A 12,062-nucleotide genomic window follows, 5' to 3' on the forward strand; every position below is an offset into this window, starting at 1 on the left:
TTTTATTTGTGAAATTCCTTCCATGGCAGGCGCAACATTTCGATACAAATTGATACAAAAAGCTGACAGTCACTCGGCGCCTGGCCAGGTATAGTGTTTCTGGCTTCCAAAGAGAAGCCATTGCCTCCTTCCGGCCTTGCGAAAAGAACGCGATGGCGCAGTGGCAGGCAGGCCTTGCCCACCTATCATTCAGCCAACAGGAGAACGACCGATGGCCATTCCCACTTCCAGAACCCATGAGGCGGCAACTCTGCATTTTTTCCAGGAGCGCTGCAACGGCTGCGGTCTGTGTGTCCAGGTTTGCAAGGATTTTGGTATCCGATTGGTTGATGGCAAGGCGCAGCAGGTGTCTGATACCTCTATTTTTGGTTGTATCGCCTGTGGTCACTGCATGGCGATCTGCCCGCAGGAGGCGATTATGGTGGATGGCCGCTGCCTCTCGGCGGACGATCTCACCCCACTGCCGGCCCGCGGCGAGGCAGCCGATTACCAAGGATTTCTGAGACTTCTACAGCGCCGCCGGTCTATTCGCGAATTTAAGGACAAGGTCGTAGAAGGGGAGGTGATCGACCAGGTGCTGGAGGCGGTTCGCACCGCCCCTATGGGCTTGCCGCCCTCGGATGTCCATGTCCTGGTGCTTGACACCAAGGCAAAGGTCCGCAGGTTTTCGCAAGACTTCTGCACCTATCTGGAAGGCTTGAAGTGGCTGGTTTCGGGATGGTTTCTCGCCCTGATGCGGCCCTTCTGGGGCAAGGCCAATGATACCCTGTTTCGCGATTTCGTCCGGCCGCTTATCTATTCCTATACCGGGGCAATGGCCCGCGGCGAGGACCTCGTCACCTACGATGCCCCGGTTGCCCTGTATTTTTATGGATCGCCTTTCAGCGATCCGGCCGATCCCATCGTTGCCGCCTCCTATGCCATGCTTGCCGCCGAGTCGCTGGGACTAGGCACCTGCATGCTTGGAGGCTTCCACCCGCTCATTCAGAATGGCCGGGCAGCCCGGCGCTTCCGGGAGGAACAGGGGATCCGCTATCCCAGCCGGGAAGGGCTGATTGTTATCATGGGCTACCCCCGCGTGGTGTATCAGAGAGGCATACGCCGCAGTCTTGCGGCCATCGATAGATATACGGGGCCATGAGCGAAGCCGATCGTCGTGCAATTCAAGAAAAATACATAGATTGACTGGCAATTCTATTAAAAAATGACCGCGGTCGATATTTTCCCTTGACGATTTTTGGGTTGCGGTTATATTTCCGACTGCAGTCAACTTTCATTCCCATAAGGACACCATGGCAGGCGTACGAGAAACAAAAAAACAGCAAACCCGCAAGGCAATCATGCGGGCAGCGATGACCCTCTTTAGTGAAAAGGGTTTCGATAAAACCAGTATTGAAGAACTGGCAAAGGCAGCGGGCATTGGCAAGGGCACCATTTACGGCTACTTCCAGACCAAGATGGACATCCTCCATGCCTTCTGCGAGGACGAGCTGGAATGTCTGCATCAGGAACTGACCAGCAGCGCCGACCGGGAAATTCCATTTTTGCAGCAGATGGTGAGCATCTATATGTCGGAATTCCGGCACATAACCGAGAACCGTGAATTTGCCCGCCTGTTCATGCGGGAGACCGCCTTCCCCCGCGGCGTCGATCTCGACAAGCACCTCGAACACGAAAACGATTATTTTAAACTGCTTTTCCCGCTCTTGGAAAAAGCCCAAGAACGCGGCGAACTGCGTAAGGACCTGGACCTCCTCTATATTACCGGACATTTTTATGGGCTGTATCTGCTGCTAGTGTCCGCCTGGTGCAGCGGCAGGGTACAGACCGACGAGGCAGAACAGGCCCTCGAAGCCCTCTTCCGTCAAGCGATGGAAGGTCTGCAGCCTCGGTCTTAACATCTTTTAAAAGGTATATTCCATGAACCACCAGAATGCCGCCCCGCGCACGGCCCGGGCAAAAATCGTCTACTTTGTCTGGAACAACCTGCCGCGATTCACCCTCCTCGCCCTGATCGTTCTGGTCATTCTTCTTGCCGGCATGATCAAAAAGGAGACTGCGGCGATTGCAACCTCCAAGGCTGATGCCCTGAAGCAAGAGCGTCCACCGATCAACGCGGTGACCCTTGCCCTGCAGCCGGGGATCATCCATGACCGGATCAACCTGCCCGGCAACATTGAGCCGTGGACCACCCTGTCGCTGCTGGCGAAAATAAGTGGGACGATTGCCGAGATCCACGTCCGTGAGGGGCAGAAGGTGAAAAAAGGCGACGTTCTTCTGCGGATTGACGATGAGGACTACAGCATAGCCGTCGACCGGGCCAAGGCCGCCTACCAATTGGCGAAGGCCGAATACGAGAGGGATAAGGCCATTTATGCCAAGGGGGTCATTCCTACTGCCGAGCTTGACACCAATAAAACCAGGATGGACACCGCCCGGGCCGACTATGAAAATGCCCAGCTGCAGCTGGCCCGCTGCATGGTGACCGCGCCGATGCAGGGCGTGGTGCGCAAGCTGGATGCCAAGGTCGGTCTGCATTTGGCGGTGGGTGATCCGATTGCCGAGATCCTCGAAATCGACCGGCTGAAGGCGGTGGTCGGGATCCCGGAATCGGAGGTAACGGCGGTGCGCGGCATCGACGCCATCGATATTAGCCTCCAGGCCCTCGGCGACCGTATCGTTTCCGGCAAGGTCCACTTCCTGTCATCCTCGCCCGACACCGTAGCCCGGCTGTTTCGTCTTGAACTGGCCATCGACAACAGCGCCGGGGAGATCCTGCCGGGGATGTTTTTTCGTGCCGACGTGGTGAAGAGAACCGTGCCGGATGCTCTCGTCATCCCCTTTTACAGCGTCATCTCCAGGAACAAAGAACAATACGTATATGTTGAGGAAGACGGAACGGTGAAAAAGAAAAACGTCCGTCTCGGCATCATGGAAAAATGGATGGTGCAGGTCGTTGAAGGGCTGCAGGCTGGTGAAAAACTCCTTGTCGAAGGCCACCGCGACGTCGAGGACCAGCAGAAGGTGAAGGTGGTCAAGGCCGCTGCCGATATAAAGGAACTGACACTATGATCGTTTCCGATACCGCCGTTAAAAACAGCACCACCGTTTTTGTCCTGTCGGTGCTGCTGATCATCTTCGGCATCTACTGCTATCAGGCCTTGCCGCGCGAGAGCGAGCCGGACATCACTATTCCCAATGTCTTTATCTCGACTGAGTACAAAGGTGTATCGCCTACCGACATCGAGACGGCGATAACCGTTGAGATCGAGAAGAAGCTGAAGGGACTTGAGGGCCTGAAGAAGATCTCCTCAATCAGCGCCGAGGGCAAGTCGATGATCAACGTCGAGTTCGTCACCGGCATTGATATCGACAAGGCCTTGCAGGACGTCAAGGACAAGGTCGACGAGGCGAAGGGTGATCTCCCCAATGACCTTGAGGATGACCCCTCGGTCTTTGAGGTCAACCTGTCGCAGATGCCGATCATCGTTCTGTCCCTGTCCGGTACCTGCGGTCTATCCTGCCTGAAGGAGGTTGCCGATGATCTGCAGGACGAGATTGAGGCTATTACCGGGGTCATGGAGGTAGAGATCAACGGCGGCCTGACTCGGGAGATACGGGTTGAGGTCATTCCGGAAAAACTTTCCTACTACGGTCTGACCATCAGCAGCCTACAGAACGCCGTGAAAAGCGAAAACACCAATACCTCGGGCGGGGCCATCCGTCTTGGTCAGGGCCGCTTTCAGCTGCGGGTGCCCGGTGAATTCAAGACCCCGGAGGAGATCTACGGCCTGGTCATCGGCACCCATAAAGGCCAGCCGGTGTACCTGAAGGATGTCGCCGAGGTTATCGACGGCTTCAAGGAGGAGACCAGCATCTCCCGCTTGAACGGCCGGGATTCGGTCAATCTGGCGATCAAGAAACGGGCAGGGGAAAACATTATCACCATCAGCAAGCAGGTCGACAAGATCCTCGACAAGGAGCAACGGAAGTGGCCGAGCGGCACCAAGATCACCAAGGTCCTTGATAAATCCAGGGATATCGAGGTGATGATCGCCGACCTGGAAAATAATATCTACTCCGGCCTGGTCCTGGTGCTCCTCGTCATCTTCCTGTCGATGGGTTTTCGCAACGCCGTTTTGGTCAGTCTATCCATCCCCTTTTCGATGTTCATCAGTTTTATTGTCCTCTATGCCCTGGGGATCACCCTGAACATGGTGGTGCTTTTCAGCCTGACCCTGGCCCTTGGCATGCTCGTCGATAATGCCATTGTTATTATCGAAAACACCTACCGCTTCATGCAGCAGGGGGCAAGCCGGGTGCAGGCAGCGATGCGGGCGACGAGCGAGGTTGCCTGGCCGGTCATTGGTTCGACGGTGACCACCGTCGCGGCATTCTTTCCCATGCTCTACTGGCCGGGAATCATGGGCGAATTCATGCGTTTTCTGCCGATCACCCTGATCGTCACCCTGACCGCCAGCCTCTTTGTCGCCCTGATCATCAATCCGGCCATGGGGTCGCTGTTTATGAAGATCAAGGGCCGGCCGGAGCACAGCGGCATGACCATCGAAGAGATCTCGGCGGCGGTTGACAAACCGGCGGCAATCAAGGGCTTCTGGCTGACCCTGTACAGCAGGACCCTGACCGGGGCCCTGAGGAAACCCTTCACCGTCCTCGCCCTCAGCTTTACCGGTCTGATCCTCATGGTGGAGGTCTGGTTCCTGGTCATCGGTCTGGAAAAACCGGTGGAATTCTTCCCCGATATTGATCCCAAGGGTTTCTACGTCAATATCGATACCCCGGAGGGGGCCGACCTTGACTATATCGACCGGATCATCCGGCGTATCGAACTGGCCATTTCCGGCCATGGCGAAGGTACAGGAAAAGAAGGCGGGCAGCAACTGACCTCGCTTCAGGCCCTGGCCCCCAAGGAATACACCAAACCGAATGGCGAAACATACCATGGTCCAAGTGACCTGAAAAACGTCAAGGACGTCTACATGCAGGGGGTCGTCAGCGCCGCCGGCGGCTCGGCCTTCAGCGCCAATTCGCCCAATCATGTGGGCGTGCGCTTTATTGATCTGGAAGAACGCGGCGAGTCGTCATACACTACCGTCAACACTATCCGCGAGCGGGTCCGCGATATCCCCGGCGGCAAGATCACCATTGCCAAGGAGGAAGAGGGGCCGCCGACCGGTGCCCCGATCAACCTGGAAATCTCCGGCCCGGACTTTGAGGTCCTCGGTAAGATAGCCAAACAGGTCAAGGATGTCCTCAGCCAGATCCCCTTTGTCGAGGATGTTCGCGATGATTTTGTCGAGGGCATCCCCTCGGTGCAGGTCAACGTTGACCGACAGAAGGCGGCGCTTTTTGGGCTGACCACCGACATGATCGGCTTCGCCCTGAAGACCGCCTATAACGGACTGAACGTTTCCTCCTTTCGCCAGGGCAACGATGATTATGATATCACCCTGCAGCTGAAGGAGGCTGACCGCAGGGTCGTCGATGTTCTCCATGAACTGCTGCTGCCCACGCCCTCCGGTGAAACGGTGCCGCTGACGACGGTCGCTAAGATCACCTTTGCCGGTTCGATCGGCGACATCAACCGCATCAATAACCAGCGGGTGGTGACGGTCAAGGCCAATATCGAAGAAACCAAGACCACCGGCCCGGTGGTGCGGGAAGAGGCGACAAAGTTCATCGACCAGGTCAACCTGCCGGCCGGCTACAATATGAAATTCACCGGTGAGCAGGATGAGCAGAAGGAGTCGGAGGACTTTCTCGGCAAGGCCTTTTTGGTCGCCCTGCTTCTTATCTTCCTGACCCTGGTGGCGATGTTCAACTCGGTGAGCCAGCCTTTTATCATCATGACCTCGGTCATCCTCTCCCTTGGCGGGGCCTTCCTCGGCCTTGTGGTGTTTCGCGCGCCCTTTGGCATTATCATGTCCGGGGTCGGGGTCATTTCTCTGGCCGGAGTCGTGGTCAATAACGCCATCGTTCTTCTTGACTACATCAATAAACTTCGGGAGCGGGGCTATGCCCTCAGCGATGCGGTGGTCTTTGCCGGAGTCACCCGGCTGCGGCCGGTGCTGCTCACCGCCATTACCACTATTCTCGGTCTTATTCCCATGGTAACCGGGGTTTCCTACGATTTTCATACCTGGTCCATGGCCTGGGTGAGCGAATCGAGCCTATGGTGGAAGTCGATGGCCAATGTGGTTATCTTCGGCCTGTTCGTTGCCACCTTTTTAACCCTTATCGTCGTCCCCACCCTCTATTATATCTCTGCCCGTTTTGTCGAGAAGCGGCAGGCGGCAGCAAAGCGGATAAAGGAACTGTACTGGCGGCCCTATGCGCTATTGGCCGGTGAGCCGCGACCAGGAGAAGAAAAATAATGCTACTATTCAGATATCTTTTTATTGCGCTGGTGCTGGTGTTTGCAGTTCCGAGTGCGTGTCTGGCTGCGGCGCAGGCGGCAGGTGGTACCAAGCTGACCCTGGCCGAGGCGGTACAGTTGGCTCTTGCCAATAATATCGGGTTGCAGCTGCAAAAAGACGATGTGAGCTCGGCAGAAGGGGCAAAAGAGGCCGCCGAGGGCGAATTTGATGTTGTCGCCAAGGGGGAGGGTGGTGCTGAAAGTCAGGAAAAGACCCCGCTCATCCCTGGTGAGTCGGAGGAAGATAAAACCGCCCAGTGGGCAATGGGCCTGCAGAAGAAGCTGACCACCGGCACCGAGGTCAGCCTCAACTGGACCAACAGCCGCTTTTCCAGTACACCGGAGACAACCATTTTCGATCCGGTCTACAACACCGGCCTGACCCTCGGGTTGCGCCAACCCCTTCTCCAGGGCTTCGGCACCGATCGGCAGACCGCCGCCATGCGCGCCTCGGAAAAGAATCTCGCCGCCGCCACCTTTATGGTAAGCGCCGAGGCCGCCAATCTTGCGGCAAAGGTAAAGAACGCCTATTGGAACCTGGTGTATGCCTGGCAGGACAAGTCGGTCAAGGAGTTGTCGCTTGCCCTTGGGCAAAGGCTTCTCGCAGAGACCGAGGAGAAGATTCGCGCCGGTAAGCTGGCACCGGTCGACATCTACCAGCCGCAATCGGAGGTCGCCCGCCGCGAGGAAAGCCTTATCTCTGCCGACCGGGCCATTGGCCTGTATGAGGATGAGTTGAAGCTCTTGGTCAACAGCCGCGATTGGCATCTGCCCTTTATCCCGGCCGACCTGCCGCCGACCGCCGGGGTGGAACCTGACCCGCAGGCGGTTCTGGAGAACGCCTTGCGCAGCAGACCCGATCTGCAGGCGGCGCAACTGGCCATCGATGCGGCGAGAATCCAAGAGGAAGTGGCCCTTGATAACACCAGGCCCTCTCTTGCCCTGGTTGGTTTGGTCGGCCAGGGTGGCACGGATGACGGCTACGGCGACTCTATGGATGATGCGGTCGACAACCCAAAGACCCAGTGGCAGGCAGGCCTCGCTTTTTCCATGCCCCTGCAGAATAGCGGTGCCAAAGGTCTGCATCGCCAGGCCAGTGCCGCTCACAACAAGGCGAAGAACTCGGCCGAGCTCCTCCGTCTGCAGATCCAGCAAAGCGTCCGGACGACGGTTCGCGACGTGCAACTGGCGCAGAAGACCATGGAGGCAACGAAAAAGACCTCCCTTGCCTCCAGCAAGCGCCTTGAGGCCGAACAGGAGAAATTCGCTGTCGGACGGGCCACCACCTTTGACGTCCTGACCGCCCAGGAGGCATATGCCAAGGCCCTCAGTCAGGAAAAGCAAAGCGAAGTCGGCTATGCCCAGGCTCTGGCTGAGCTCGACCGTATCCAGGGGCAGGTGACAACGGGGGCAAATCTATGATGGAGACCTGCCGCCGCATCGCCGGTCCAAACTGAAAGTCGGGATAAGGAGGAAGACCATTGGCCTCGGATAAAAGCTTCGTTGATTTTGCCCTTGAACAGATGGCGGAAGCAGGGCAAATCACGTGCAAAAAAATGTTCGGCGAGTACGGCGTGTATTGCGATGGCAAGATCGTCGCCCTGGTGTGCGACAACCGCCTCTTTATCAAACCGACCGCAGGTGGCCTCGCCTTTGCCGGCGCTATCGCCAAGGCCCCACCGTATCCCGGGGCCAAGGAGTATCTGCTGATCGAAGAACAGCTGGAAGACCCCGCATGGCTGGCCGAACTCGTCCGCATCACCGCCGCCGAGGTGGTGCCCAGCCCGCCGAAAAAGAAAAAGAGCTCAAAAGGCAAGGCATAAGGGGCGACTATAACCATGCCGTAAAAATCCATCACCAGGGGGCGGGAAGAATGCAGATAGACGACAGGAAGTGGAAGATGGTCCAGCGCCATTTACGTTACAGCGATGAAGAGATGGCGCGGTTCAAGGATGATCCGCGCAACGGCGAGGTCCTTGCCGACAGTTCGAGGGTCATGAACAAACTGATCATTCTCGAAGTGGTTGCCTCGCACGGCTGCAACAGCAAGCACAAGGTCGGCGATCGTTTTTATTTCGACGCCCTCGGCAATCTCCTCACCGAACGCTGCCCGAAAAAGGTCTGCGGCTACTCCCTTAATGCGGCATTGATGATGGTCTTTACCGCCAATGAAATGCTCTTCGCCGGCATGGACCCCAACCAGATCCGCTTTAAACGTGCCGGCTGCTTCGATGTCGGCCTGGAATGCGGCGGCTGGGGCAGAATCGTCCTGGAACTGCGGGTGGAAGAGCAATGAAGGCAAGGCAATGATCGAACTCGTTGATATCTGCAGGACCTTTACCGTTGGCGGGCAGGAGGTGCGGGCCATGGACCATGTGTCGCTGACCATTGGCGCCGGCGAGTACCTGTCGATCATGGGGCCGTCCGGGTCGGGAAAATCGACCCTGCTCAACATCATCGGACTGCTCGATACCCCGAACAGCGGCACCTATCGCCTCGACGGCCGCGATGTCACCAGTCTTGGCGACGACCAGCTGGCGGCGACGCGCAGCCGGAAGATCGGCTTTATCTTCCAGTTTTTCCACCTCATCCCGAGATTGACCGCCGTCCAGAACATTGAACTGCCATTGATGCTGGCGGGGGTCCCCGCCCGCCAGCGCCACCTGCGCAGTGCCGCCCTTATCGACAGTTTTGGTCTTGGCGGGAGGAGCCATCACCGTCCGGACGAGCTATCGGGCGGCCAGCGGCAGCGGGTGGCAATTGCCCGGGCGGTTATTAACCAGCCGGCGGTGCTCCTCGCCGACGAACCTACCGGCAACCTTGATCGCAGCTCCGGGGCGGAGATAATCGAGTTGCTCGAAGAACTCAATCGCGGCGGGCAGACCCTGGTGATCGTCACCCACGACCCGGAAATAGGCGAACGGGCAAGGCGGCGGGTGCGAGTCGTGGATGGTCGATTGGCCGCCGACACCGGGGGCTGACGGTGCGCCCCCTCGACACCATAAACTTCGGCCTGGCCAGTCTTGGCAGCAACCGGGTGCGCACCGCCCTGATGCTCCTGGCCATGAGCATCGGTGTTGCGGCGGTGGTGCTCCTTACCGGTATCGGCAACGGCGCAAGACTGTATATTGTCGATAAATTCGCCGCCTTAGGTACCAATCTGGTCATTGTCATCCCCGGCCGGGCGGAAACCGCCAGCAATGCCCCGGCGACTCTGGTCGGCGAGACCCCCCGCGACCTAACCCTTGAAGACACCATGGCGGTGATGCGCAGCGAGCTGGTAAGCCGCGCCGCCCCCCTCAATATCGGTGAACTGAGTGCCGTACGCCTCGGACTGGAACGGCAGGTGCCGGTACTCGGTTCGACGACCTCTTTTATGGAGATACACCACCTGAAATTGGAGCGCGGTTCATTTCTGCCTGACGAGGATTGGGACATTGCCAGGCCGGTCTGCGTTCTCGGCTCCAAGGTATACCAGGAGCTGTTCGGCCGGGACGCAGCGCTCGGGGAATTGATGCGCCTGGGCGGTTATCGCTGCCGGGTCATCGGCATCCTCTCTTCGGAAGGGCGATCGCTGGGTTTTGACACCCAGGAGCTGGTGGTGGTGCCGGTGGCCTTTGCCCAGATGCTTTTTAATTCCAGCGGTCTTTTCCGCATTCTTGTCGAGGGCAAAGACCAGCAGTCCCTTGACAAGCTGAAGACCCATATCGCCGACACCATTGCCAAACGGCATTATGGCGAAAAGGACGTGACGATTATTACCCAGGACTCGGTCCTTGCCACCTTTGACAAGATCCTTCGGTCGCTGACCCTGACCGTTGCCGGCATCGCAGCCATCAGCCTGGTGGTCGCCGGCATTCTCATTATGAATGTCATGCTCATGTCGGTTGCCCAGCGTACCGCTGAGATCGGCCTGTGCAAGGCCTTGGGAGGTACCCGTCGGCAGATCATGGTGATGCTGGTTACTGAGGCGCTGCTTCTGTCGATGATTGGCGGAATTTGCGGACTTCTTCTCGGTCTCGCCGGGGCATGGGGGATCGCCCAGTTCTATCCGGAGCTTACCACGAATCCCCCTCTCTGGGCGGTGGGCGCCGCCATTGCCACAGCCCTCGGCACCGGCCTGGTCTTCTCCCTCCTGCCCGCCGGCAGGGCGGCAAGGCTCGATCCGATCCGCGCCCTGGCAAGGCGCTGAGGACTGATATGCGGACGACCGACCAGCTGCATTTTATTACCACCTCTATCCGTGCCAAACCCCTGCAGTCCTTTCTCACGGGTCTTGGCATCGCCGTCGGCATTACCGCGGTCATTCTTCTGACCTCGATGGGTGAAGGGCTGCAGCGTTTTGTCGTCGCCGAGTTCACCCAGTTCGGTGCCAATCTTATCGGCATCAACCCCGGCAAGGTGACCACTATGGGGACCTCGCTTGGTGTCCTTGGCTCGGAGCGGCTCCTGACCATCGAGGACAGCGAGGCCCTGAAGCGCCTGCCCGAGGCCGAAGCGGTGGTGCCGCTCGTTCAAGGCAATGCCGAGGTGAGCGCCGAGGGCCGGACGAGAAGAATCACCCTCTACGGTGTCGGTGCCGAGATGGATAAGGCCTTGCGCATGCAGGTCGGCAGCGGCCGCTTCCTGCCGCCGGACGATCCCCGTACTGCCCGGCCCTTCGTGGTGCTTGGTGACAAGGTGGCGAATGAGCTTTTTCCGGGTGAAAACCCAATCGGCAGGCGGGTGCAGATCGGCAACCAGCCCGGCCGGGTGCTCGGGGTCATGGAACACAAGGGGCAGATTCTCGGTTTTGATATGGATGACACAGTTTATATCCCGGCGGTCAGGGCCCTCGACCTCTTCGACCGGGAAGGGCTGATGGAAATCGATGTCCTCTTCCGGGATGGCTACCGGGCGGAGGAGGTGGTGGCGGCGATAAAGCGGATTCTCGTCAACCGCCATGGCCAGGAGGATTTTACCATCACCACCCAGCAGCAGATGCTTGATGTCCTCGGTTCGGTGCTGTCGATGCTGACCGTCGCCGTTGGTGCCCTGGGCGGCATCTCCCTTTTGGTCGGCAGCGTCGGCATCTTTACCATCATGACTATCGCCGTTCGAGAGCGTACCGCCGAGATCGGCCTGTTGCGCGCGGTCGGTGCCTCGCAGGGCCATATTCTCTGGCTTTTTCTTCTGGAAGGCACGGTCTTGGCGGGGCTTGGCGGGGCCGCCGGTCTGGCCGCCGGTTTTTGCCTCGCCGCATTGATTCAGGCCTTTGTGCCCCTTCTGCCGGTGCACACCCCGTGGAGCTTTGTCTTCTTTGCCGAGATCCTGTCGATGGTTATCGGCATAGTTGCCGGAATCATTCCTGCCCGTCAGGCAGCCCGGCTCGATCCGGTGGAGGCGTTGCGTTCGGAGTAAAACAGCCGATGCCCTGCCCGGGTTCCCTTGGGCGTTACCCATAAAAAAAGCCCCGTGGTAACTTACCACGGGGCTTTTCATTACTGGAACCTGATCATCGGTTATTTCTTTTTCTTGATCATGTTCATACGCTTCCCAGCGGTTTGCATCGCTGGGGGACCAAGCCATGTACCCGCCAAGAGCAGGTTATAGTAGGCCCATTTGAAGAGGAGCTTGGAGATATGAT

At 58.2% G+C, this 12,062-nt stretch carries 10 protein-coding genes; all 10 read left to right on the plus strand.

The genetic code is table 11. From position 1 onward, the window contains the following. Positions 1–211: 211 nt before the first annotated feature. Positions 212–1,141, plus strand: coding sequence for a nitroreductase family protein (locus OEL83_08805; protein ID MDK9707136.1), 930 nt, complete (start codon positions 212–214; stop codon positions 1,139–1,141). Between the two features lie 151 nt (positions 1,142–1,292). Further along, positions 1,293–1,898: a TetR/AcrR family transcriptional regulator gene (locus OEL83_08810; protein MDK9707137.1), complete on the plus strand. Its 606-nt coding sequence runs from the start codon at positions 1,293–1,295 to the stop codon at positions 1,896–1,898. Positions 1,899–1,920: 22 nt separating this feature from the next. Continuing rightward, a complete protein-coding gene (locus tag OEL83_08815; protein ID MDK9707138.1) occupies positions 1,921–3,072 on the plus strand; it encodes an efflux RND transporter periplasmic adaptor subunit in 1,152 nt (383 codons plus the stop codon). Next, positions 3,069–6,395: an efflux RND transporter permease subunit gene (locus OEL83_08820; protein MDK9707139.1), complete on the plus strand. Its 3,327-nt coding sequence runs from the start codon at positions 3,069–3,071 to the stop codon at positions 6,393–6,395. The genes OEL83_08815 and OEL83_08820 overlap by 4 nt, the downstream gene beginning before the upstream one ends. After that, complete coding sequence (locus OEL83_08825) at positions 6,395–7,858, plus strand: TolC family protein (protein ID MDK9707140.1); 1,464 nt, start codon at positions 6,395–6,397, stop codon at positions 7,856–7,858. The genes OEL83_08820 and OEL83_08825 overlap by 1 nt, the downstream gene beginning before the upstream one ends. Before the next feature lie 59 nt (positions 7,859–7,917). Further along, positions 7,918–8,259 (plus strand): TfoX/Sxy family protein, encoded by a 342-nt coding sequence (locus OEL83_08830; GenBank protein ID MDK9707141.1) that lies wholly within the window; start codon positions 7,918–7,920, stop codon positions 8,257–8,259. A 50-nt stretch (positions 8,260–8,309) separates the two neighbouring features. Continuing rightward, on the plus strand, positions 8,310–8,732 hold the full coding sequence (locus OEL83_08835; GenBank protein MDK9707142.1) for a hypothetical protein: 423 nt from the start codon (positions 8,310–8,312) through the stop codon (positions 8,730–8,732). Between the two features lie 10 nt (positions 8,733–8,742). After that, a complete protein-coding gene (locus tag OEL83_08840; GenBank protein ID MDK9707143.1) occupies positions 8,743–9,417 on the plus strand; it encodes an ABC transporter ATP-binding protein in 675 nt (224 codons plus the stop codon). Between the two features lie 2 nt (positions 9,418–9,419). Then, positions 9,420–10,628 carry an ABC transporter permease gene (locus OEL83_08845; protein MDK9707144.1) on the plus strand — a complete coding sequence of 403 codons (1,209 nt, stop codon included), beginning with the start codon at positions 9,420–9,422 and terminating at the stop codon, positions 10,626–10,628. Positions 10,629–10,636: 8 nt separating this feature from the next. Next, on the plus strand, positions 10,637–11,836 hold the full coding sequence (locus OEL83_08850; GenBank protein ID MDK9707145.1) for an ABC transporter permease: 1,200 nt from the start codon (positions 10,637–10,639) through the stop codon (positions 11,834–11,836). Positions 11,837–12,062: the final 226 nt, after the last annotated feature.

This window comes from Desulforhopalus sp. (assembly GCA_030247675.1).
Taxonomy (GTDB): Bacteria; Desulfobacterota; Desulfobulbia; order Desulfobulbales; family Desulfocapsaceae; genus Desulforhopalus_A.

Coding starts and splice junctions, on each gene's coding strand:
- OEL83_08805 (MDK9707136.1), top strand. CDS start 212: ATGGCCATTCCCACTTCCAGAACCCATGAGGCGGCAACTCTGCATTTT.
- OEL83_08810 (MDK9707137.1), top strand. CDS start 1,293: ATGGCAGGCGTACGAGAAACAAAAAAACAGCAAACCCGCAAGGCAATC.
- OEL83_08815 (MDK9707138.1), top strand. CDS start 1,921: ATGAACCACCAGAATGCCGCCCCGCGCACGGCCCGGGCAAAAATCGTC.
- OEL83_08820 (MDK9707139.1), top strand. CDS start 3,069: ATGATCGTTTCCGATACCGCCGTTAAAAACAGCACCACCGTTTTTGTC.
- OEL83_08825 (MDK9707140.1), top strand. CDS start 6,395: ATGCTACTATTCAGATATCTTTTTATTGCGCTGGTGCTGGTGTTTGCA.
- OEL83_08835 (MDK9707142.1), top strand. CDS start 8,310: ATGCAGATAGACGACAGGAAGTGGAAGATGGTCCAGCGCCATTTACGT.
- OEL83_08840 (MDK9707143.1), top strand. CDS start 8,743: ATGATCGAACTCGTTGATATCTGCAGGACCTTTACCGTTGGCGGGCAG.
- OEL83_08850 (MDK9707145.1), top strand. CDS start 10,637: ATGCGGACGACCGACCAGCTGCATTTTATTACCACCTCTATCCGTGCC.